Below are 21,990 nucleotides of genomic sequence, written 5' to 3'. Positions count from 1 at the left end.
AAATAAGAAACGGCTAGAGCGATTATTCTCTAGCCGTTTCTTGCATTCTACATTAGCAGAAGCAAGCTGCTCCCACAATAATCAGCAGAATGAATAAGACAACAAGTAAAGCGAACCCACTGTTAAAACCGCAATCAACATTGCCCATAGTTTTTGTACCTCCTACATTGTTCTAACTACATTGTTATCATATGAAGGGGTGGGCGTCTTTGCATGGGCACATATCTATTTTTTATTAAATTTCTTAAAAAGGTTGGATAGAACATAAGTATGCTCTATACTTATGTTGTTATAGAAAAAATGTGGTGGGATGCTTTGTGCAATATAATTTTAAAGTAGAGGCGTTTGAAGGGCCTTTAGATTTATTATTACATTTAATTCATCGTTATGAAATCGATATATATAATATTCCTGTGGCAGAAATTACAGAGCAGTATTTATCTTATATCCATACGATGAAAGAATTACAATTAGATGTAGCGAGTGAGTATTTAGTGATGGCGGCAACGCTATTACAAATTAAAAGTAAAATGTTGTTACCGAAACAAGAAGAAGATGTACATGATAATGGAGAGGACTTTATAGATGATCCCCGTCAAGAATTGATGGAGCGATTAATTGAATATAAAAAATATAAGCAAGTTGCTACAGAGTTAAAAGAAAGAGAGCAAGAAAGAGCAAAGCTATATACACGTCCACCGATTGATTTTACATCGTTTCAGCAAGAAGAGGCGGCGAATTTACCTCTTGATGTTACGCTATATGATATGTTAGCCGCGTTTCAAAAAATGATGCGTCGCAAAAAATCAAAGCGTCCTGTAACAACGCGGATTACCCGTCAAGAAATACCGATTGAACAGCGTATGACTGATATTTTACAAAAGCTAGAAACGTTAGGTGGTCGTCAAAGTTTTTACGATTTATTTGCTGATGAAGAGCGTGAAATGATGGTTGTAACATTTTTAGCTATACTAGAGCTTATGAAAAATCAACAAATTGTTATTGAGCAAGAACAAAACTTTGATGAAATCTTTTTGACGTGTTCAAATCATAATTCAAAATAAAATTTGAGCGTGAGAACAAATGAAGAAGATAAGTGAGAAGTGCGATTTTTATCCCGATTGGTGAAGGTGCAGAATCGGTGGGAGATGAAGCAAAACCCCACTGATTCAAGTTTCACTTTATCTCGCTATTTTAGAGAAAGAAAACGCCTGCCTCACGATTTAACGAAAGTAAAAAAGTTGGGTAGGAGTAGACTTTTAATCAATAGGGATAAAGAACAAACATTGATTCAAGTTTCGCTGTATTAAAATTGTTGTTAAGTAAAGTGTGGAACAATAAAAAGAAAGACCAAACCGGAAGCACTTAACTGTGATTCGGTTTTTTTATGGGAATTTCGTATGAAATAATTTGAGAAAGGAGATTGTACGTTGGAAAGAAAAGAACAGATGGCAATTATTGAAGGGCTTCTTTTTGTCGCAGGTGATGAAGGAATCTATCCAGAACAAATAGCGAAAGTACTTGAGATTGAAGGGGAAGATGTCATTAAAATAATTGAAGAAATGCAAGAGACATGGGGAGGTGCAGGGCGTGGATTGCAAATTGTACAATTTGCAAAAGCATATCGCCTTGCTACTAAGAAAGAACATGCACCTTACTATCAAAAGTTAATGGACACGCCAACAGCTGCTTCGTTATCGCAAGCAGCGCTTGAGACGCTAGCCATTGTTGCTTATCGTCAGCCGATTACGAGAATGGAAATGGAAGAAATTCGTGGTGTGAAAACAGAGAGAGCATTACAAACATTAGTTTCACATCTTCTTATCAAAGAGGTTGGGCGTGCGGAAGGACCAGGACGCCCGATTTTATATGGGACAACGAAAGAGTTTTTAGATACATTTGGATTACAAACGTTAGATGACTTACCTACTCTTTCGGAAGAAAATGAACAAATGAATGAAGCTGATTTATTCTTCGGTTCGTTGCAAGAATTATCAAAATGAAGGAGCTGTCCCAAAAGCTTTTTTAAATGACTAAAACTCAGGGGGAAATATATTTTCTCCCTGAGTTTTGTTATTTTTTTGATGTTCTTCCTCAAACAAGCGTTTTTTCGCCTGTTTGAGGAAGTTGTGGGCTATGGCAATCCGCCCAAACTCAATCGTTACTTTTGCCAATCCTCGTAAAGCTTAGCACTTTGCTAAGCTTTTTTGTATATGAAATACATAGCGTGTCATACTAAATGAAAAAAAGGAGGCAAGTTATGAAAGGGGTACGGAGTATTCTTTTGCTAGTTTCTGTTTTATTATGTTTTTCATTAAACAGCACATCGGCGAAACGATATATGATGTCTATTCATGCGGCATCCTTTTTTTCTATGCAACGTCCGCATCTTGGGAAAATGAAAGTAAGTTTTTTTAAGGTAGGGCAAGGTGATGCAACATTGATTACGTTACCAAATGGTCAAACGGTATTAATTGATGGAGGACCTTATGAAGCAGGAGAAGTCATTATTCAAAAGTTAATTGAAAAAGGAATTAATCATTTAGATGTTGTAGTAGGAACGCATCCAGATATGGATCATATAGGTGGGTTGATTCCAATTATAGAACAAATGCCTGTAGCACTTGTATTAGATAGTGGAAAAACGTATAGTTCTCTTACATATCATACGTATAGAAATCATATTAAAAAGAGAGGGATTCCATTTGTTCGTGTCAAACAAGGGCAATATCTCCCGTTAGATCCTCATGTGTCCATTCAAGTGCTGAATAATGGGAAATCAAAAGATGAGAATAATGAATCTTCTATTGTATTAAAGGTTCGTTATGGGAAAGCGGACTTTTTATTAATGGGGGATGCAGATGTACGGACGGAAAATAAAATAGTAAAGCGATATGATGTCCATGCAGATGTGTTAAAGGTAGGACATCATGGCTCTTATACATCAACAGGTGAAGCTTTTTTAAAAAAGGTAAATCCTCAATTTGCTATTCTTTCTTATGGGAGTAAAAATCCATATGGTCATCCACATCAAAGTGTAGTCAAAAGGTTAAAACGGCATGGTGTGATGATGTATGGGACAAATAAAAGAACGGTGGAGATTGAAACAGATGGGGAGCATATGAAAATGTGGTCAAATGCTCCACTCCCATTATTAAAGTAAAAAAGAGCAAGGTCCTTTTTGGAAAAAAAGAATAAGATATATTATAATGAGAATAAATAGAAATTTCCTTTTTAAGCAATAGAAAAGGAAATTTCACTTAAATGTATAGACAACTACTTGTGTGTATATTAAGATGAGATTAGGCAAATAGGTAAAGATAACAAGTAGGTATTTTATGGGAAAGGGTCGATAGAAATGAAAACGCAAATTGTCATCAACGCCAAAATTTATACAGGTCAAGAAGTAATAGAAAGTGGATTTATTCGTTATGTAAAAACAATTACAGAAATTGGTTTGATGGCTCAATATGTACCACAAGAAAATGAAGTTGTTTTTGATGCAGAAGGAAAGATTATTATTCCAGGTATGATTGATGTTCATATTCATGGTGGATACGATATTGATGCAATGGATGCAAATAGCGATGGTTTAGTAACCCTTGGTAAAGAAATGTTAAAAGAAGGTGTTACAACTTACTTCCCAACAACAATGACACAAGCTCCAGAGGCGATTGAATGTGCGTTACGCGCTGCAAAAGAAGCGAAAGAAAAAGGAGCGCATTTTGAATATATTCATTTAGAAGGACCGTACGTTTCTAAAAAACGTGCAGGAGCACAGCCGCTTGAACATATTGTCCCAGCGAATATTGAGCAATTTAAAAAGTGGCAAGAGGCAAGTGGGAATTTAATTAAATTAGTAACATATGCACCAGAAGAAGAAGGTGCAATTGAATTTGAACAGTATTTAGCTGAAACGGGTGTTGTTGGTACGATAGGGCATACTGATGCAATCGATGAGCAATTAAAAAATAGAAAGATTACACATGCAACTCATTTATATAACCAAATGCGTGGTTTACATCACCGTGAGCCAGGAGTAGTTGGTCATGTGTTATTAAATCCAGAGATAATGGTTGAAGTTATTACAGATGGTATTCACATTCACCCTGATATGGTGAAATTAGCATATAAATTAAAAGGTCCTAAAAAAATGAGCGTGATTACGGATGCAATGCGTGCAAAAGGGTTAGAAGATGGATTGTACGAGCTTGGTGGGCAACCAGTGCATGTAAAAGACGGAAGTGCTCGATTAGAAGATGGCACGTTAGCAGGTAGTATTTTGAAAATGGACCAAGCATTCCGCAATGTAATTCAATTTACAGGATGTTCAATTGAAGACGCGGTACTGATGACATCAGTGAACCAAGCAGAAGAGTTTGGATTAACAAATAAAGGTGCATTAGCAGTAGGAAAAGATGCAGACTTCGTTGTAATGAATGAAAATTTACATGTATATGATACAGTTCGTTTAGGAATTCATATGAAAGAAGGGAAGAAATAAGATGAATATTCTTGTTGTAAAATCCCCAGAAGAATTAGCCAAAGCAGGTTATAAATTAATCGAAAATGTTGTAAAATCAAAGGAAAATCCAACTTTAGGAATGGCTACAGGAAGCTCTCCACTTGGAATTTATGCAGAAATAAGAAAAAATAAACTTGATACAAGTCATGTAACCACTGTAAACTTAGATGAGTACGTAAACTTACCACATGAAGATAAAAACAGCTATCATTATTTTATGAAAGAACAGTTGTTTGATCATCTTCCATTTAAAGAAACTTATGTACCAAACGGGATGGCAAACGATTTAGAGGAAGAGTGCAAGCGTTATGAAGGCATTCTAGCAGCTAACCCAGTTGACTTACAGATTCTTGGAATCGGTGAAAACGGTCATATCGGATTTAATGAGCCAGGAACGCCATTTCATTCTCAAACTCATATTGTAGAATTAACAGAGTCTACACGCCAAGCAAACCGTCGCTTTTTTGAAAAAGAAGAAGATGTACCAACGCATGCAATTACGATGGGAATTGGAAGCATCATAAAAGCAAAACAAATTCTACTTGTTGCTATGGGACAGAAAAAAGCGGAAGCAGTTAAGGAATTATTGCAAGGAGAGTATAGCGAAGCGTGTCCTGCTACAGTTCTGCAGCGTCATCCGAATGTAACCGTAATCGCTGATCAAGAAGCTCTATCTTTATGCAGTGAGGCGATTGCTGATGAACATCGACAAGTATTCACCATTTCCGATCTATTATCAGATTCAAGAGTGGGTGAAACAGCTAATTGAGGACGGTGAATGGAAGCCGGGAGATAAAATTCCATCTGAAAATGAACTTTGTGATAAGTTTGAAGTAAGTCGTATGACGATTAGACAGGCAATTAATAACTTAGTGGAACAAGGGTATTTATATCGAAAACGTGGAATTGGCACGTTTGTTCAACTTCCAAAAGTGGAACAAAAACTGCAAGGGATGACGGGATTTACTGAAGATATGTTATCACGTGGGATGAAACCGAGCAGTCAATTACTAAGTTTTCAGCTAGTTCCTGCTACTGCTAAAATAGCGGATCGACTTAGAATACAAGAGGGAGAGTCGATTTATGAAGTGAGGCGTATTCGCTTAGCTGATGATGAACCGATTGCTTTCGAGACAACATATTTGTCACCAACTCTTGTGAAAGATATTAACGAAGAAATTTTGCAACAATCTTTATACGAACATTTAGAGAAAAAATTAGGTTTTAAACTTGTTCGTGCCGCACAAACAATTGAAGCTTCAATTGCAACAGATGATGAAGCTGAACATCTGCATATACCTAAAAAAGCACCTGTGCTTGTAATGAGACAATGGTCATATGCAGAAGGAGAATTACCATTAGAGTACGTAAAATGTATCTATCGTGGTGATCGTTATAAGTTTATTACGAATATTTCACGAAATAAGTAACTTTACTTTGTGAAATATAAAAAATACGACTCGTCCTTACTTGGAACGAGTCGTATTTTTATATTGTGTAGCATTATAGTGTAAAACATGTTTTACAGCATCTTTTACAGAAGGAACAACATGTTTAGCGTGCTTTTTCACTTCTTCATCAGCTTGTGACATGGCAAAACTGTGAGGTGTAAGGTGAAACATAGGGATATCATTGTAAGAGTCACCAATACAAGCGATTTCTTCAGGATTTATTTGGAATTCTTTTGATAAAACAGAAATGGCTGAGCCTTTACTAATATTTGAAGGCATAACATCTAAGCATTGCTCAGCAGAGATAAACGTGCTAACTTTGTTTTTAAATGTTTCATTAATTTTCTTCTGAAGTGTTTGTAAATCTTCTTTTTTACCACCGACAGAAATTTTATTTGGGAAAATCGTGTCATCAATTTTTTTTAATAAATTAGGTTCTTCGATAGAAGTCATTGTAACTTGTTTTTCAAGCTCATGGATAAAAGGTGTTTTTTCTTCGATGTAATAATTGTGCTCATCACTTACATAACGAAAATAAGGTTCTTCATTTGTTATAGATAACAGATCAGGTAAAATTTCAGAATCAAATGTGGCCGATAATAATTGTTTATTTTCATGTGTATATACAAAGACACCATTTACACTGATACGGTGGAAATGAGTGCCAACTTCTTTCATTAAATCAGCAATTTCATTATCCAGTCGACCAGAAGCAAAACAAAGTATTATATTGTGCTCTGCGAGGCTACGAAGTGCCGCAATATCTTCTTTATCAATCAAACCGCCATGCTGCATCATCGTACCGTCAATATCACTTACAAACATTTTAATCATTGTAGCCGAGCTCCTTTCTATGTACGGTTGCTCTTAACATTATACGCATCTCGTGCAAACATGTCTAAAAAACGACTTTTTCGCGAACAGTAGATGTTTTCATTGACGAAAAAGAAGAATGTTCTGTAACATAAAGGCAGGCTATTTAAGGACGAGGGTGGTGTTATATGAATAATTGTCTAGAGATTAAAAAAGTTTTAAATAATAATGTTATCATCGCTAATCATTCTGAACATAAGGAAGTAGTAGTGATTGGTAAAGGGATTGGATTTGGAAAAAAAGCAAAAGATGTGCTTGAGCAGGAGCAAATTGAAAAAATGTTTGTTTTAAAAAATGAACGTGATCGTGAACAATATAAACTTTTAGTACCGCATGTAAGTGAACAGTTCATTGAACTAATGAATGATATTATGCTTTATATCCAAGAAAAAGCACAAGCGCCATTAAATGAACATATTCATATTGCCCTAACAGATCATATCTCTTTTGCGATTAAAAGGCTAAAACAAGGTTTGACCATTGATAATCCTTTTTTAGTAGAGACGAAAATGCTGTATCCAAAAGAATATGAAATTGCCGCGGGTGTCGTGCAAATGCTGAATTCTCGTTTGCAAATTACATTGCCAGAAGGAGAAATAGGATTTATTACACTTCATATTTATAGCTCGCTTACAAACTCTGAGTTAGCTTCTGTCAATCAAAACTCCCGTCTTATTGCCCAATTGGTAACTTTAATTGAGACAAATTTACACCTTACATTAGATCCAGAAAGTATTCATTATTTACGTCTAATTCGTCATTTACAATATGCAATTGAACGGGTAAAAAAAGGGGAAAAAGTAGAAGAAGCACAAGGATTTGCTGATTTATTAAAGGCAGAATATCCAGTTTACTATAACCTAGCATGGAAACTTGTTAAGGTCATGCAAAAGGAATTGCAACTCCCTGTATATGAAGCGGAAAGTATATATTTGACGATGCACTTGCAACGATTAGTAAAGGCAGAACGCGTCTAACAAGTATATAATTTTGTCTAAAATGAAAACGTTAAAAAAAATGATTGAATCGCTTACAATTGTTTTGTATAATAGGTTTTGCAAAGTTATACAAAATTCGACAAACAAATTAAAGCGAGTAGTGAAAATATTTGCTTTAATAATAGTGAAATTATACGTAAACTTATTTTTGACACGTGTTACTGATTCGATCAGGCATGAGTAGAGAAAAGTAAGGAATGTAAGCTAAAGAAAGGGACATACTACCCTTTGTATAGTTATCGTTCTGTCTTTTTTCCTCATGCCTTTTTGGCGTTTGTCGAAAAGTACAATATAGATAAGAGAGGAAGGTTTTCCATGTTTAAGAAGATCTTTGGTGTTCTTCAAAAAGTCGGAAAAGCGCTTATGCTTCCAGTAGCGATTTTACCGGCGGCAGGGATTTTACTTGGATTTGGTAACGCATTTCAAAATGAACAGTTAACAAATCTAATTCCTGCTTTAAAGGCAGATTGGTTTGTCATGGTTGCAAAAATCATGGAACAATCTGGTGACATTATATTTGCTAACCTTGCGTTATTATTTGCAGTCGGGGTAGCAATTGGTCTTGCTGGTGGAGACGGGGTAGCTGGATTAGCAGCATTCGTCGGTTACTTAATTATGAACAAAACGATGAGTGTGTTCTTAGAAGTAGACAAGTTCGTGAAAGTAACTAGTACAGGGTCAGATCCAGTTAAAATCGGTTTCGCAGATCCCGCGTATGCAAATGTATTAGGGATTCCAACACTGCAAACAGGGGTGTTTGGCGGTATTATCGTTGGTATATTAGCAGCTTATTGCTACAATAAATATTTCAATATTGAATTGCCACCATACTTAGGTTTCTTTGCAGGTAAGCGTTTCGTACCAATCGCAACTGCAACATTTTCATTAATTTTAGGAATTTTAATGTGCTTTGTATGGCCATATATTCAAAGTGGTTTAAATACATTCTCACATCAAATGATTGATGCGAATAAAACGTTAGCAGCACTTATTTTCGGATTAATTGAACGCTCACTAATTCCATTTGGATTACATCATATTTTCTATTCACCGTTTTGGTTTGAATTTGGTCAATACACAAATGCGGCAGGAGAACTTGTACGCGGTGATCAAAAAATCTTTATGGCACAGTTAAAAGACGGTGTAGAATTAACAGCAGGTACATTTACAACTGGTAAGTATCCATTCATGATGTTTGGTCTTCCAGCAGCAGCATTAGCAATGTATCATGAAGCTCGTCCAGAAAATAAAAAATTAGCAGCTGGTATTTTAGGTTCTGCTGCGTTAACATCATTCTTAACAGGTATTACAGAACCGCTTGAATTCTCATTCCTATTCGTAGCACCAGTACTGTTTGGAATACATGCAGTTTTTGCAGGTCTATCATTCATGACAATGCACATTTTAGGTGTTAAAATTGGTATGACATTCTCTGGTGGTTTAATTGACTTCTTATTATTTGGTGTGCTGCCGGGACGTACACCATGGTGGTGGGTAATTATTGTCGGTCTTGTACTTGCAGTAATTTACTATTTCGGCTTCCGTTTTGCAATCCGTAAATGGAATTTAAAAACACCTGGTCGCGAAGTAACAACAGATACGAACGGTGCAGGAAAAACAGAAGCAGGAGAACTTCCACGCGAAGTATTAACAGCGCTTGGTGGTAAGGAAAATATTGCTTCTTTAGATGCTTGTATTACACGTTTACGTGTTCAAGTTAACGAGCAAAAAAATGTAAATAAAGATCGTCTAAAAGAGCTTGGAGCAGCTGGAGTACTTGAAGTAGGAAATAATATTCAAGCAATCTTTGGACCGAAGTCTGATACGTTAAAATCACAAATTCATGATATTATGTCAGGCCGTACACCTCATGTAGAGAAAGAAGAGCCTGCAAAGGTAGAAGAAGTTGTACAAAAGTCTGATACAAATGAAACGCTTGTATCTCCAATTGAAGGTAAAATTTTACCGATTACAGAAGTACCTGATCAAGTGTTCTCAGGTAAAATGATGGGAGATGGCTTTGCGATTGAACCAACAGAAGGAACAGTTGTATCCCCAGTAGATGGTGAAATCGTCAATGTATTCCCAACAAAACATGCAATTGGTATTCAATCTGAAGGTGGAAAAGAAATTTTAATTCACTTTGGTATTGATACTGTAAAATTAAATGGTGAAGGCTTTGAAGCTCTTATTGCACAAGGTGATAAAGTGAAGCAAGGACAACCTTTATTAAAAGTAGATTTAGCATTTGTAAAAGAAAATGCACCGTCTACGATTACACCAGTTATTTTTACAAATTTACAGCAAGGACAACAAGTGATATTGAAAAAAGAAGGAACTGTCAAGAAAGGCGAAGCCGCAATTATTGACATTCAGTAAGAAATTGACGCAAAATGTTTATAATTATAATAGGTGATGTGGTTGACCGAATATCACCTATTATATAAAATAGATAGTGTAGTACTCACGTCTATACAACTAAAAATTATGTATTTTAAAGGAGATAAATAACTATGGAAAAAATTTTTAAAGTAACTAGTGACTCAGGAATTCATGCTCGTCCAGCAACTCTACTTGTAAACACAGCAAGTAAATTCGGTGCTGACATTAACTTAGAATATAACGGAAAAAATGTTAACTTAAAATCAATCATGGGTGTTATGTCTTTAGGGATTCAACAAGGCGCAGAAATTAAAATCACTGCAAATGGTGATGATGCAGCTCAAGCACTAGCAGCTATCGAAGAAACAATGAAAAACGAAGGATTAGGAGAATAATGACTCTTCATATTCAAGGGATTGCTGCATCAAGTGGGATTGCTATTGCGAAGGCTTTCAGACTTGAGAATCCTGAATTTAACATTGAAAAGAAAACGATTACGGATGAAGCTGCAGAAATTACACGCTTAGAAGCTGCGTTAGAGAAGGCGAAATCTGAATTAGAAGCAATCAAAGACCACGCTTTTGCTGAGTTAGGTGCGGATAAAGCTGCTATCTTTGAAGCGCATTTACTAGTATTGAATGATCCGGAGTTGGTAAATCCAGTTAAGGATAAAGTGAAAAATGAAAAAGTAAATGCTGAATTCGCAATGGATGAAGTTGCAACAATGTTTATTACCATGTTTGAAAACATGGATAATGAATATATGAAAGAACGTGCAGCTGACATTCGTGATGTAACGAAACGTGTGCTTGCACACTTACTAGGAGTTAACTTCTCAAATCCAAGCACAATTTCTGAAGAAGTGATTATTATTGCTGAAGATTTAACACCATCTGATACAGCACAATTAAATCGCACATATGCAAAAGGCTTTACAACTGATATCGGTGGACGTACATCTCACTCTGCAATTATGGCTCGTTCTATGGAAATTCCAGCTGTTGTTGGTACGAAAGTAGTGATGGAGAAAATTCAAAATGGCGATATTGTAATCATCGATGGATTAGATGGAGAAGTCATTGTAAACCCATCTGAAGAAACTCTTCGTACTTTTGAAGAAAAGAAAATAAAATTTGAAGAGCAAAAAGCTGAATGGGCGAAATTAAAAGATCAAGCTACTGTAACAAGCGATGGACATCATGTTGAACTTGTTGCAAATATCGGTACACCAAATGATGTACAAGGTATCATTGACAACGGTGGAGAAGGCGTTGGTTTATACCGCACAGAATTCTTATATATGGGTCGTGACAACCTTCCGACAGAGGAAGAACAGTTCGAAGCATATAAAGCAGTTCTGGAAGGGGTAAAAGAAGGTCAACCAGTCGTTGTTCGTACACTTGACATTGGTGGAGATAAAGAGCTTCCATACTTACATTTACCAAAAGAAATGAACCCATTTTTAGGATACCGTGCAATTCGTTTATGTCTTGAAGAGCAAGATGTGTTCCGCACACAGCTTCGTGCATTACTTCGTGCTAGCGTATACGGTAACTTAAAAATTATGTTCCCAATGATTGCAACTCTTGCTGAGTTCCGTCAAGCGAAAGCAATCTTATTAGAAGAGAAAGAAAAGCTTGTTAAAGCTGGTACAACAGTTTCTGATTCTATTGAGGTAGGTATGATGGTAGAAATACCAGCTTCAGCAGTATTAGCAGATCAATTTGCTAAAGAAGTTGATTTCTTCTCAATCGGAACGAATGATTTAATTCAATACACAATGGCTGCGGATCGCATGAATGAACGTGTATCTTACTTGTATCAACCATATAATCCAGCTATTTTACGTCTTGTAAAAATGGTGATCGATGCTGCTCATAAAGAAGGAAAATGGGCTGGTATGTGTGGTGAGATGGCAGGAGATTCACTTGCAATCCCGTTATTATTAGGTTTAGGATTAGATGAATTTAGTATGAGTGCAACATCTATTCTTCCTGCAAGAACACAATTAAGTAAATTGTCAAAAGCAGAAATGGAAGAGTTAGCACAAAAAGCATTAATGATGTCAACGGCTGAAGAAGTTGTTGAATTAGTAAAAAGTATTTAAGTACAAAAAACCTGAGGCCAATGAAATCGGTCTCAGGGCTTTTTTTGTACATGAAGTAGGCAAGAGATTATTAGATAGCGATAGCAACAATATCATCTAGACAAACGCGTAAAAGTCCTGTGAAGTCATCTTCAAATCCATTTTCGCCGGCAGAGAATAATGCAACTCCATTACAAAAACCTTGAAATATTACGTTATTGAATGTTCCGTTGTCTTTTAACGTAAGAAGGGAAATGTTAGTTCCTATTGCAACATTTTCAAGGACGTTACATACAGCAAATCTTCTATCAAAGTTTCTATTAGAACGTCCATTAAAATCTTCTTTTTCATGATGATGGCGATCTCTTTCTTTAAAGTTGTCACAACACCCAAAAGATCCAAACATACTCTTCATCACCCCTTTCATATTTATAATGTATGTATTTTGTATAGGGGATGATTGGACAAAGCGTGTAGTTTTTACTAGGATATTTTCTTATTTTCATTCACTTGAAGTAGAGGTAGTTTGAAGAGAATTGTAAAAGGTTATTTTCTACATAAAATAAAGACCACCTTCATAAAAGAAATAGGTAGTCTTTACGCTTTTTTACTTTTATATAAAACGATTATATATACGGGAAGTGCTAAAAGTAATGGTGCGATCGATCGCGAGGTATGTAATCCCTCTTCTAGTTGGAATGCTTTTTCTTTTGAGAATTGCAATATTGCAATATTTGTAGCATCACCAATAAAGTATAGAAGTAATACAGTAACGGCATAGCTTAAAAATGCAATAAAGCTTCCACATGAATTCAATAAAAATCCCTCTCTTGTTATCTATTTGTTACTATTGTATCATAATTGTAACAAAAAAGCACCCTTATATTCCGAATGTACAACAAAATTCGACATAATACTTCATTTTTTGCTAGGGTAGATAAGTTTATCGCATGATTTCTAATCATTATGTCGAATTCAAATGACATATATTACAAATAGATGAAATAAAAAAACGAAGGGATTCACCTTCGTTTTTTATTTTGCCCATTCTGTTACTTCTTCCACACTCATACGTGGTGCAGGATGACCTTTTAGGGTAGATTCACCAATTGTAATAAGCATAATTGGGACGTAACGAGAAGAAATATGAAACTCTTCCATTAATGCTTGTGAATGAAAACCACCAATTGCACAAGTATCCCAACCAGTTGCTTTTGCTGCAAGCATAAGTTGCATTGCTGCTAATGATGCATTTGAGAAAGCTGCATCTCGTGGATACTGCTCACGATTGTATGCAGATTCAATATTTTGAGCTAATCGTTCTTTCGCTTCTACTTTCATCAATCCTTGTTCCACAAGTGGACCGTAGACCGTTTCCACGTTCTTATATGCTTCTAAATCACCTAAAATCGCTACTACAGCAGAGGCATCAACAATTTGTTGTTGGTTGTATGCGATTGGAAGTAGGCGACTTTGAACATCCTTTCCTTGAAAAACAAGGAATTTCCAATGCTGTAAGTTCCAAGCAGATGGAGCTTGTGCAGCTGCTTTTAAAATTTGATGAAGTTCTTCAGCGGAAATCTCCTTTTCTGGGTTGAATGCACGATTCGATGTACGCTCGTATAAAACACTAAAAAAATCTTGTTTTGTCATTATATTTCCTCCAAATTACATATCAATTTTATGAAATAATGTCTATAAATTACTTATATTTAGTAAGTTGTCACTGTAAAGAATATAATATCTCTATTTTAATTGTCAAGTTTCTCGAATAGTAAGAAAGAGGGCGTTCGTACAAACGATATCCTTTGTGTAATCATACAATAAAAAGATAATTCACATTGGAGAATAGGGAAAATATAGCTCCTATCAGTAGGAGAATTCTTCGTCCTGCTGACGATTAAACCTCATCAATCGGGTTCTTTTGATGATAGTTTCCTATAAAGTGAGAAATTTCGTTCATGAAGTTGTATAGGTGGCTTAATTCATGAACCAGGTTGTTACGGGCAGTAAGGCTCCCGCCTATCTTCCTTGCTTCTCTCTGAATCTTAAGGTAGGAGTCTTACTGCCCTAAAATAGCGAGATAAAAGGATCGTGAGGAATTCAGTAGAACAAGATATATGAAGTGAGTGAAGAACAGTGATAAACATACTACATTTTTTATTAGAGAATACGGTTTTTCAAAATGTATTGCAAGATCTGCGGTTGAACGTACTTTATATAGAAGAAGGCTGTAAGCATCAACATGCAATAGAAAGGGTACATCCTAAATGTATGTTTATAGCGGGCAGTTTTGCAGAAGGGGAGAGATTATTCGAAAGGGTTCATCCACAAGTTGTCATTATATATGTATCAGATTGTATACAAGTAGAACATATAAAACGGATATATGATTCGGAGATTGCTTTCATTGTAATTTGGGATCAGCCTGTGACATCAAAATTTGTAGATATGTTGAAAATAGGGATACGGAATATTGTTCTCCCCCCAGTAACGCCTCAAGCTGTATTAGAAGAAGTGAATAGGGGGCTCTATCAATTATCTTTACTACAGCAACTAGGCTTACAACAAGAACTGCTGCAAATGATGTTTGATTTTCAAAATGATTTGTTGTTTATTGTTGAAGATGATGAAATTATTGATTGTAATACGAATTTTTTGCACTTTTTTGGATATGAAAATTTAATGGCTTATCGTGAAAATCATATCGTATTTGCAGAACATTTTATTCAAGAGCATGGTTATTATGCTACAGACCATGACATAACTTGGCTCGATGATTCTTTAATAAAAGCTAGAAAAATCAAAATGTATAATGATAAGGGAGAGGAGTTTGTTTTTTTATTACGTGCAGCTGCTTTACCAGAAGATGTATCTAGATTTATTGTAAAGTGTACGGATATTACAGAATTAGATGAGTTGTATCAGGAACAAGAGCGACTTGCTACAATTGATACTTTGACAGAAATATATAATCGTTTAAAGTTTCAACAAATATTAGAAGAAGTATGGAAAAATGCTCAGCGTAATCGTCAAAAAATGGCACTTATTTTCTTTGATATAGATGATTTTAAGAAGGTAAATGATACGTATGGGCATGATTTTGGTGACTTGGCCTTAATTCAGTTAGCCGAGCTGATGAAAACAAAAATTGATTCCAATTATACGTTTGCGCGATGGGGTGGAGAAGAATTTGTTATACTTGTAACAGATACAACGGAAAAAGAAGCGTTTCAAGTTGCTGAATCATTACGTTTTTTTATTGAGACAAAACAATTCTCAAGTATTTCAAAGCTTACGGCGAGTTTTGGGGTTGCATTATACGAACAAGGGATAACGAAAGAAGAACTCATACAACGCGCGGATATTGCGTTATATGAGGCGAAACAAAATGGAAAAAATCAAGTTCGTATATATAGAAAAGGAAAAATGTAAATTTTTCGCAACAAAGTGTTGCGATTTTTTTTTGTTGCTTGATAATAGATAGGAGAGGAATCGTTTATAATGAAATAACCGTGGAGGTTTTGAAATGATAAAAAAGGTAGTTATTATGTTTTCGCTGTGCTTTATCGTATTCGGGAGTGTATACTATTTTTGTAGAGAACCAAAAGAACAAAAAGTACTAACTTCAAAGGTAACTCCTTCTGTACAAGCTGAATTACAAGATCATATGGAAGAAGAGAAGGAGTCACCGATTGATTATGCTAGCATCGCACAAAAATTAGATCAATATTTAAAAGATAGAGCCTTTAATGGAACCGTTCTTATTACAGATAAGGAACATGTTATATTAAACAAGGGTTATGGATATGCAGATGTTCAAAAGAAACTTGAAAATACACCACAAACGAAATACCGCATTGGTTCGATCACAAAAACTGTTGTTGCAACTTCAATTTTACAGCTTCAAGAGCAAGGGAAATTAAACATTCAAGATAATGTAAATACATATATTCCTTCATTTCCAGCGGATAAAAATATCACAATATATCACTTGTTAACACATACTTCCGGTTTACCAGAGAAAGGGAAGGGACGAGTAAATCCTGCATCTCGTTTGAATTTAGTGAATTGGATTGGAAATCAACAACTAGAATTTCCAGCAGGAACAGGATGGAGATATACAGATTATAATTATATGGTGCTTGCTTATATTGTTGAAACGATATCCAAAAAGCCTTTAGGTGAATACATAAAAGAGAATATATTTGGACCAGCTGAAATGCATGAATCTGGGATGGGGAATGCGATGCCCGGAGAGCAGCATTTAGCCAAAGGATATAAAAAGCAAGATCATCTACTTGTACTTGCACCAAAATTAGGAATGGATTGGTTATATGGATGTGGTGAGATGTATACGACTGTTGGGGATATGAAAAAGCTAGATGAGGCAATTATAAATGGGAAACTTCTATCAGAGCAAAGTAGACAAGCGATGTTCACTCCTTCACCTGAGCGCAAGTATGCATATAGTTTCTATATATATAATGATTATTTTCATAATCATGGCGTACTTGCTGGTTGGAATACATTTAATAACTTTAATAAAGATAAAGGGATTTTTGTTATTTTATTCTCGAATGTAAAAAATAGTATGGACGATGATTTTAATAAAGAGTTCCGAAAAATGGTTAGCGATTTATTAGAACAAAGGGGATGAGAAGATGGAGCGTAACATTTCATCAATTGGTTTTATTGGCACAGGCGTAATGGGAAAAAGCATGATACATCATTTATTACAAGGGGGTTATACAGTATATGTGTATAATCGTACGAAAGAAAAAGCAGCTTCTTTAGTAAGAGAGGGTGCGAAATGGTGTAGTACGCCAAAAGATTTGGTGAAAAATGTTGATGTTGTTATGACAATGGTAGGATATCCACATGATGTAGAAGAAATATATTTTGGAGTGGATGGAATTTTAGCAAATGCAAAGGAAGGAACGATTGCGATTGATTTCACTACTTCTACACCAACATTAGCCAAAAAGATATATGAAGTTGGGAAAGAAAAAAATATATATGCTTTAGACGCTCCAGTCTCAGGAGGAGATATTGGTGCAAAGGAAGGGAAACTTGCTATTATGATTGGTGGAGACCAAGAAGTATATGATGTTTGTTTTCCGCTTTTTAACATGCTAGGTGAAAATATTCAATTGCAAGGGCCTGCTGGGAGTGGTCAACATACAAAGATGTGTAATCAAATTGCAATTGCATCGAATATGATAGGTGTTTGTGAAGCGGTGGCATATGCACAAAAAGCCGGTTTAGATCCAGAGAAAGTATTGCAAAGTATTGCAACTGGAGCGGCTGGAAGTTGGTCTTTAAGCAATTTGGCTCCTCGTATGTTAAAAGGAGATTTTGAACCAGGTTTTTATGTGAAACATTTTATGAAAGATATGAAAATTGCATTAGATGAAGCAGAAAAGTTACAATTACCTGTACCTGGTTTATCTTTAGCAAAAGATTTATATGAGCAGTTAATTGAAGCTGGGGAAAGTAATAGTGGAACACAGGTGTTATATAAGAAATATATAAGGGGGTAACAGAAATGGATTTAGTAAAATTTGACGGAATGATTGATGCAGTGCAGAGAGCGACTTGCATACCGATTGATGATAAGCAAAAAGAAGCATTTAAACAAAAATATGATTTTGAGCCTGAATTTGAATATGGTCGTGATGAAAATAATCATTATGTCATTCGAACTTCGAAGAAAATGTTAGAAGAGATGGAGTTCTATTTAGCATTAAAATATGATCGTGACGGAATCGATTTATATATGAGTGCTGAAATTGATGGAGTAAGTTATGTGTCTGTTAGCTATGGAGAAGATGCACTGCATTTACAGGAGTTGTTTCAGTTTTTAGAAGAGCATAAATAAAAGTCTTCGCATTGTTAGAGAGATATAAGTGCTAGGAAAAAAGATAGTAAGGGGTAACTGTCCTTACTATCTTTTTTATTATATGTGTATCGGTGCCCTTTCTTTGTTGAGCGAGAGGAAGTATCTCTATAAAAAATCCCCCACCAGAGTCTCGTGTAGAGGTAGGTGGGGGATTTTATCATATGAAGGATAAATTAGGATAAGTAATGGGATGAGGAATGGACTATAAATTAGAAGCACGACGCGAGCGCTCAATTGGAAAAGGAATAATTTGTGCGACATGATTAGGATCAAATTGTTTGACACGAGCATGACGTACAATGTAGAAGGCAAAAAGAATAGATACAGGAATAGCCCCGTATAAACCGAACAATAAAGCGCTTACAGAAGATGCGACAAAACCTAACATTCCGATTTCTAATTCCTCCATAATAGCTCCGAGAATGGCAGGAATAGCCCCACATGTAACTCCAATTATAAGTGCCATAATTAAGTTCATGATTTTCCCCCTCAATCTATATTTTTCTTTCCAGTTCTATTATTGGTATTATATCACAATTTAAACAGAATTTTCAGAAAAGGTTCAAAAAATGTTCAAAAAATATTGATAAAGATACTTGATAAAATAAAAAAACAGGTTTATTACATGAGTGGTAATAAACCTGATCCATAGGAGGATGTATATATGTAGAGTGAATAAAAGGTGGGAAAAGGGGATCCACTTCCTTTTATTCAACTATCTACCTTAATAAATAGGAACCCAGCCTGCAGTTGTAACAAAAATACGAATGGCTACAACTTGGCGATCATCCTGTAAAGTAAAATAATGTCTTACATTTTCAGGTACAGAAATAAGATCGCCTGGCTCAAGTTCAACATCAAAAAAACGACCGTCTTTGCCTTGAATAGCAAAAATACCATGGCCGCTGACAATGAAGCGAACTTCATCGTCAGTATGATGGTGCTCTTGTTTAAAGTTAATGAGCAACTCATCAAGATTAGGTGTTGCACTTGAAAGAGAAATGATATCATGAGCTTTATAACCGCGACGCTGTGAAACATCTGCTATTTCGTTGGAAAATAAAGTTAAAATTTCTTCCTTATTTTCATCAGTTAAAGCATAGTTATTCTGTAAATACGTAGGTAATTTAGAAATGTTCCATTTCTCATATAGTACATCTTCTTTTTGTAAAAACAGCTGTACCTCTTTTTCATTTTCAATGCGAGTATTTATTTCATGAATACGAATTTGCGCCACTAGAAACGCCTCCTTGAATGGTTAATAATTTTATATGAAACTGGAATAAAAATTCATATGCTTCTAGCCTTTTCTTTGTATCAAAGCTATCTTTTCCCCATACTGTAATGCCATGATTTCGAATTAAGACAGCGCCGCAATCTGATTGAATGTGTTTTTTGAATGCTTCGCCTAGAAGCGGAATGTGTGCATAGTTTTCAATAATTGGAATACGAATGGTTGCCCCTTCTTCCCAAATATTAAGCGCTTTTATAATTTCTTGATTTCGAATCATTACTTCTTTATCGTATAGGTTTGTAATCACATTATTATCGGTTGTATGAACATGTAGAACACAGCCAGCATTTGTATGGTTATAAATATGTGTATGTAAAATGGTTTCAGCGGAAGGGCGTAATTCCGTCTCCAATACGGGATTTCCTTGATGATCCACTAATAAAAAGTCATCTGGCGTTGTTTTTGTTTTATCTTTTCCGCTAGCTGAAATAAGAAAGGTAAGCGGTTCATGACTTACCTTGATAGAGATATTACCACTTGTTGCTGGGAACCAATTTCGATTTGTTAATTCTTTTTTTAATTCACTTAACGTATGCCATTTACGAAAAAGTTGTTTCATAGTTTTACCTCCAACAAGTGCTGCAACTCGTTTTGAATATCAGAAAACGTATGAAATGGTGTATAAGGAATATGATATTCTTTGCACTTTGTAATGAGAAAATCACGTGCGAATACTTTATCAGCTTGCTTAGCTGCTTGCAAATCTGTAATAGAATCACCAATGACAATGCGAAAATCTTGTTGAGAGCTAAGTTTTCGAATCAGCGTGGATTTACAAAGGCCACAATGATGGTTACAATGTTTATCACAAGGATATGGCCATTTTATTTCAATGTATTCTTTTGAAAAGTCAGCTTCATTACAATAAATCTTTTCTTTTGGAACAAGCCCATCTAAAAGGGGATGCACAAAGAAATCCATTCCTCCTGAAATGACATAGAAAGAAAGATCATTTTTATTTATAAACTGTACAAATTCCTGAAAACCACTACGTATACTTGCCTTGTTTTTTAAAAATGAAATGATATTGTCATGGAGATTGGTCGGTAATAAATGAAAAAGTTGCGACACACCTTCTTGAATCGAAAGATCTTGAGCTAATATCTGTTTCTTTATTTCCTCAGCCTTTGGTGGCGCGAAATATTCCATAATAGAAATGATATTGTCGTTATTTGTAATTGTGCCATCAAAGTCGCAGAAAATTTGAATGCTCATATTTTCACCTCACGCGATGGGTTTCCCCATAATTGTAGTGCGGTATGTAAATCAGCATCATCTACTTCATGTAATGGTGTTCCTTGCAAAGTTGCATCAATTGCTGCACGCAATGCTTTTCCTCCGCCTTGGGCACCATTGGGATGACCATGGATACCACCACCAGCGTTAATGACAACATCATTTCCAAAGTCACGAAGGGTAAATGGAACAAATCCAGGGTGAATGCCAGCTGATGGAACAGGGAAACTTCTTTTTAAATGAGAATCTGCTATTGTTAATGTTTCTGCAATTTGAAGGGCATCTTCTTTTTCTAACGCAACATTTCCATATGGCGATGGGAATAAAGAAAAGTCTGCACCAGCATAACGAAGCAATTTTCCAAGTAATAGGGAATGGGAAAAGCCGTATAATTTTGATGATGTATAAGCACCGCTAACAGCAGGGTGAGCCATGATAGGAACATTGATATCTTGATCTTCCGCTAGTGCTTGTAGTACATCTAATCCATATGCAAACGCATTAAACAGCAGAAGATCAGCACCAGCATTTACTGCCCGTTTTGCCCTTTCTTTTACATCATAAGTACGACCGGTTATATTTACTGCATATAAAGTTCTATGACCATATGTTTCATAAACAGATTGCAATACTTCTTTTCCAGAACGAACTCGTTTTTCAAGTGGTGTTAATGCATTTTCGAATAAAATTTCATCATCTTTTACGATATCCACTCCGCCAATTGCTTGATCACGAAGCTGCGTCTTCAAATATCCAATATTTCGCCCAATCATTCCTTTAAAAATGCTCATTAAAAGTGGACGATTATGAACATGTAACCTCTTTCTCACACCCTCAATTCCAAATTTTGGTCCAGAGAACTGTCTTTTCAAATCATCTGAGAACGTGAGATCAATAAGTTTAATTTCCCCATCTAATGATAATTTTCCAAACGTTGTCGTTAAAATTGCTGGTAAATCGGGACTGAAATTTAACGATGGATAATGAATTTTGATTATACCTTTTGTTACTTTTTTGCCAAGATAGTTGTTTACATCTTCTTGTTGTGGGAGTTCTTCTACATGAACAACATTGCCTTTATGTTGTTTTAATTGTTTTTGTAATAACTGGGGTAAATGTGTCCATGAACCAATCGTTAAGCCAAGAGCGATTTGCTCTGCTGTTTTTGTTAAGTTGTGAGAATCATCATGAATTAAATATGTTGCAATTATTCCGCTCATTTTCATAACCTCCTAGTTAAATA

At 35.5% G+C, this 21,990-nt stretch carries 25 protein-coding genes; 14 read left to right on the top strand and 11 right to left on the bottom strand.

What is annotated here, in order from left to right; genetic code table 11:
* Positions 1-52 precede the first annotated feature (52 nt).
* Positions 53-148: a YjcZ family sporulation protein gene (locus MR058_RS08915; protein ID WP_081428399.1), complete on the bottom strand. Its 96-nt coding sequence runs from the start codon at positions 146-148 to the stop codon at positions 53-55.
* A gap of 169 nt (positions 149-317) precedes the next feature.
* On the opposite strand from MR058_RS08915, the gene MR058_RS08910 reads away from it, so the two are divergent.
* Positions 318-1,064 (top strand): segregation/condensation protein A, encoded by a 747-nt coding sequence (locus MR058_RS08910; RefSeq protein WP_242143627.1) that lies wholly within the window; start codon positions 318-320, stop codon positions 1,062-1,064.
* Between the two features lie 366 nt (positions 1,065-1,430).
* On the top strand, positions 1,431-2,003 hold the full coding sequence (gene scpB, locus MR058_RS08905) for an SMC-Scp complex subunit ScpB (protein ID WP_242143626.1): 573 nt from the start codon (positions 1,431-1,433) through the stop codon (positions 2,001-2,003).
* Positions 2,004-2,033: 30 nt separating this feature from the next.
* Here scpB and MR058_RS08900 read toward each other — a convergent pair whose 3' ends face one another.
* Complete coding sequence (locus MR058_RS08900) at positions 2,034-2,174, bottom strand: hypothetical protein (protein WP_242143625.1); 141 nt, start codon at positions 2,172-2,174, stop codon at positions 2,034-2,036.
* Positions 2,175-2,260: 86 nt separating this feature from the next.
* Between MR058_RS08900 and MR058_RS08895 the strand changes: the two genes are divergently transcribed.
* The 4 genes from MR058_RS08895 (at position 2,261) to phnF (ending at position 5,955) form a co-directional block, all read left to right on the top strand.
* Positions 2,261-3,163: a ComEC/Rec2 family competence protein gene (locus tag MR058_RS08895; protein WP_242143624.1), complete on the top strand. Its 903-nt coding sequence runs from the start codon at positions 2,261-2,263 to the stop codon at positions 3,161-3,163.
* Positions 3,164-3,358: 195 nt separating this feature from the next.
* Positions 3,359-4,504, top strand: coding sequence for an N-acetylglucosamine-6-phosphate deacetylase (nagA, locus tag MR058_RS08890; protein ID WP_242143623.1), 1,146 nt, complete (start codon positions 3,359-3,361; stop codon positions 4,502-4,504).
* Between the two features lies 1 nt (position 4,505).
* Entirely contained in the window at positions 4,506-5,294 is a 789-nt protein-coding gene (locus MR058_RS08885) for a glucosamine-6-phosphate deaminase (protein WP_242143622.1), read from the top strand.
* Positions 5,224-5,955: a phosphonate metabolism transcriptional regulator PhnF gene (phnF, locus tag MR058_RS08880; RefSeq protein ID WP_242159503.1), complete on the top strand. Its 732-nt coding sequence runs from the start codon at positions 5,224-5,226 to the stop codon at positions 5,953-5,955. The genes MR058_RS08885 and phnF overlap by 71 nt, the downstream gene beginning before the upstream one ends.
* Positions 5,956-5,991: 36 nt before the next feature.
* Here the strand turns inward: phnF and MR058_RS08875 are convergent, their stop codons facing one another.
* Entirely contained in the window at positions 5,992-6,810 is an 819-nt protein-coding gene (locus MR058_RS08875) for an HAD family hydrolase (RefSeq protein ID WP_242143620.1), read from the bottom strand.
* A gap of 167 nt (positions 6,811-6,977) precedes the next feature.
* Between MR058_RS08875 and glcT the strand changes: the two genes are divergently transcribed.
* The 4 genes from glcT to ptsP all read left to right on the top strand — a co-directional run bounded on the left by glcT (position 6,978) and on the right by ptsP (position 12,336).
* Complete coding sequence (glcT, locus tag MR058_RS08870) at positions 6,978-7,826, top strand: glucose PTS transporter transcription antiterminator GlcT (protein ID WP_242143619.1); 849 nt, start codon at positions 6,978-6,980, stop codon at positions 7,824-7,826.
* Positions 7,827-8,162: 336 nt separating this feature from the next.
* Complete coding sequence (ptsG, locus tag MR058_RS08865; RefSeq protein WP_242143618.1) at positions 8,163-10,226, top strand: PTS glucose transporter subunit IIABC; 2,064 nt, start codon at positions 8,163-8,165, stop codon at positions 10,224-10,226.
* Between the two features lie 134 nt (positions 10,227-10,360).
* Complete coding sequence (gene ptsH / locus MR058_RS08860) at positions 10,361-10,624, top strand: phosphocarrier protein HPr (RefSeq protein ID WP_000411078.1); 264 nt, start codon at positions 10,361-10,363, stop codon at positions 10,622-10,624.
* Entirely contained in the window at positions 10,624-12,336 is a 1,713-nt protein-coding gene (ptsP, locus tag MR058_RS08855; protein WP_242143617.1) for a phosphoenolpyruvate--protein phosphotransferase, read from the top strand. The genes ptsH and ptsP overlap by 1 nt, the downstream gene beginning before the upstream one ends.
* A 70-nt stretch (positions 12,337-12,406) precedes the next feature.
* On the opposite strand, the gene MR058_RS08850 is transcribed toward ptsP, so the two are convergent.
* The 3 genes from MR058_RS08850 to MR058_RS08840 all read right to left on the bottom strand — a co-directional run bounded on the left by MR058_RS08850 (position 12,407) and on the right by MR058_RS08840 (position 13,968).
* A complete protein-coding gene (locus tag MR058_RS08850; protein ID WP_242143616.1) occupies positions 12,407-12,721 on the bottom strand; it encodes a DUF3915 family protein in 315 nt (104 codons plus the stop codon).
* A 191-nt stretch (positions 12,722-12,912) separates the two neighbouring features.
* On the bottom strand, positions 12,913-13,131 hold the full coding sequence (locus MR058_RS08845) for a hypothetical protein (RefSeq protein WP_242143615.1): 219 nt from the start codon (positions 13,129-13,131) through the stop codon (positions 12,913-12,915).
* Between the two features lie 219 nt (positions 13,132-13,350).
* Entirely contained in the window at positions 13,351-13,968 is a 618-nt protein-coding gene (locus MR058_RS08840; protein WP_242143614.1) for a nitroreductase family protein, read from the bottom strand.
* A 489-nt stretch (positions 13,969-14,457) separates the two neighbouring features.
* Here MR058_RS08840 and MR058_RS08835 point away from each other — a divergent pair, with 489 nt between their 5' ends.
* The 4 genes from MR058_RS08835 (at position 14,458) to MR058_RS08820 (ending at position 18,196) form a co-directional block, all read left to right on the top strand.
* Positions 14,458-15,750 carry a GGDEF domain-containing protein gene (locus MR058_RS08835; RefSeq protein ID WP_242143790.1) on the top strand — a complete coding sequence of 431 codons (1,293 nt, stop codon included), beginning with the start codon at positions 14,458-14,460 and terminating at the stop codon, positions 15,748-15,750.
* Between the two features lie 94 nt (positions 15,751-15,844).
* Entirely contained in the window at positions 15,845-16,975 is a 1,131-nt protein-coding gene (locus tag MR058_RS08830; RefSeq protein WP_242143613.1) for a serine hydrolase domain-containing protein, read from the top strand.
* A 4-nt stretch (positions 16,976-16,979) separates the two neighbouring features.
* Positions 16,980-17,858: an NAD(P)-dependent oxidoreductase gene (locus MR058_RS08825; RefSeq protein ID WP_242143612.1), complete on the top strand. Its 879-nt coding sequence runs from the start codon at positions 16,980-16,982 to the stop codon at positions 17,856-17,858.
* A 5-nt stretch (positions 17,859-17,863) separates the two neighbouring features.
* Entirely contained in the window at positions 17,864-18,196 is a 333-nt protein-coding gene (locus MR058_RS08820) for a DUF3909 family protein (RefSeq protein WP_242143611.1), read from the top strand.
* Positions 18,197-18,419: 223 nt separating this feature from the next.
* Here the strand turns inward: MR058_RS08820 and MR058_RS08815 are convergent, their stop codons facing one another.
* The 5 genes from MR058_RS08815 to mtnW all read right to left on the bottom strand — a co-directional run bounded on the left by MR058_RS08815 (position 18,420) and on the right by mtnW (position 21,967).
* Positions 18,420-18,695 carry a hypothetical protein gene (locus tag MR058_RS08815; RefSeq protein WP_242143610.1) on the bottom strand — a complete coding sequence of 92 codons (276 nt, stop codon included), beginning with the start codon at positions 18,693-18,695 and terminating at the stop codon, positions 18,420-18,422.
* 246 nt (positions 18,696-18,941) lie between these two features.
* Positions 18,942-19,454 carry a 1,2-dihydroxy-3-keto-5-methylthiopentene dioxygenase gene (locus tag MR058_RS08810; protein ID WP_242143609.1) on the bottom strand — a complete coding sequence of 171 codons (513 nt, stop codon included), beginning with the start codon at positions 19,452-19,454 and terminating at the stop codon, positions 18,942-18,944.
* A complete protein-coding gene (locus MR058_RS08805; RefSeq protein ID WP_242143608.1) occupies positions 19,432-20,070 on the bottom strand; it encodes a methylthioribulose 1-phosphate dehydratase in 639 nt (212 codons plus the stop codon). The genes MR058_RS08810 and MR058_RS08805 overlap by 23 nt, the downstream gene beginning before the upstream one ends.
* On the bottom strand, positions 20,067-20,726 hold the full coding sequence (locus tag MR058_RS08800; protein ID WP_242143607.1) for a 2-hydroxy-3-keto-5-methylthiopentenyl-1-phosphate phosphatase: 660 nt from the start codon (positions 20,724-20,726) through the stop codon (positions 20,067-20,069). The genes MR058_RS08805 and MR058_RS08800 overlap by 4 nt, the downstream gene beginning before the upstream one ends.
* On the bottom strand, positions 20,723-21,967 hold the full coding sequence (mtnW, locus tag MR058_RS08795) for a 2,3-diketo-5-methylthiopentyl-1-phosphate enolase (protein ID WP_242143606.1): 1,245 nt from the start codon (positions 21,965-21,967) through the stop codon (positions 20,723-20,725). Before mtnW ends, MR058_RS08800 begins: the two co-directional genes overlap by 4 nt.
* Positions 21,968-21,990 lie beyond the last annotated feature (23 nt).

The sequence above is a fragment of the Bacillus cereus group sp. BfR-BA-01430 genome (assembly GCF_022663115.1).
Classification (GTDB): domain Bacteria; phylum Bacillota; class Bacilli; order Bacillales; family Bacillaceae_G; genus Bacillus_A; species Bacillus_A cereus_BD.
This window is presented reverse-complemented; position numbering and strand designations above follow the sequence as displayed.

Bases quoted from the DNA above. Each gene is read 5' to 3' on its own strand.
- MR058_RS08915 (WP_081428399.1), bottom strand. From the start codon at position 148: ATGGGCAATGTTGATTGCGGTTTTAACAGTGGGTTCGCTTTACTTGTT.
- MR058_RS08895 (WP_242143624.1), top strand. From the start codon at position 2,261: ATGAAAGGGGTACGGAGTATTCTTTTGCTAGTTTCTGTTTTATTATGT.
- nagA (WP_242143623.1), top strand. From the start codon at position 3,359: ATGAAAACGCAAATTGTCATCAACGCCAAAATTTATACAGGTCAAGAA.
- MR058_RS08885 (WP_242143622.1), top strand. From the start codon at position 4,506: ATGAATATTCTTGTTGTAAAATCCCCAGAAGAATTAGCCAAAGCAGGT.
- phnF (WP_242159503.1), top strand. From the start codon at position 5,224: ATGAACATCGACAAGTATTCACCATTTCCGATCTATTATCAGATTCAA.
- MR058_RS08875 (WP_242143620.1), bottom strand. From the start codon at position 6,810: ATGATTAAAATGTTTGTAAGTGATATTGACGGTACGATGATGCAGCAT.
- glcT (WP_242143619.1), top strand. From the start codon at position 6,978: ATGAATAATTGTCTAGAGATTAAAAAAGTTTTAAATAATAATGTTATC.
- ptsG (WP_242143618.1), top strand. From the start codon at position 8,163: ATGTTTAAGAAGATCTTTGGTGTTCTTCAAAAAGTCGGAAAAGCGCTT.
- ptsH (WP_000411078.1), top strand. From the start codon at position 10,361: ATGGAAAAAATTTTTAAAGTAACTAGTGACTCAGGAATTCATGCTCGT.
- ptsP (WP_242143617.1), top strand. From the start codon at position 10,624: ATGACTCTTCATATTCAAGGGATTGCTGCATCAAGTGGGATTGCTATT.
- MR058_RS08850 (WP_242143616.1), bottom strand. From the start codon at position 12,721: ATGTTTGGATCTTTTGGGTGTTGTGACAACTTTAAAGAAAGAGATCGC.
- MR058_RS08840 (WP_242143614.1), bottom strand. From the start codon at position 13,968: ATGACAAAACAAGATTTTTTTAGTGTTTTATACGAGCGTACATCGAAT.
- MR058_RS08830 (WP_242143613.1), top strand. From the start codon at position 15,845: ATGATAAAAAAGGTAGTTATTATGTTTTCGCTGTGCTTTATCGTATTC.
- MR058_RS08825 (WP_242143612.1), top strand. From the start codon at position 16,980: ATGGAGCGTAACATTTCATCAATTGGTTTTATTGGCACAGGCGTAATG.
- MR058_RS08820 (WP_242143611.1), top strand. From the start codon at position 17,864: ATGGATTTAGTAAAATTTGACGGAATGATTGATGCAGTGCAGAGAGCG.
- MR058_RS08815 (WP_242143610.1), bottom strand. From the start codon at position 18,695: ATGAACTTAATTATGGCACTTATAATTGGAGTTACATGTGGGGCTATT.
- MR058_RS08805 (WP_242143608.1), bottom strand. From the start codon at position 20,070: ATGAAACAACTTTTTCGTAAATGGCATACGTTAAGTGAATTAAAAAAA.
- MR058_RS08800 (WP_242143607.1), bottom strand. From the start codon at position 20,726: ATGAGCATTCAAATTTTCTGCGACTTTGATGGCACAATTACAAATAAC.
- mtnW (WP_242143606.1), bottom strand. From the start codon at position 21,967: ATGAGCGGAATAATTGCAACATATTTAATTCATGATGATTCTCACAAC.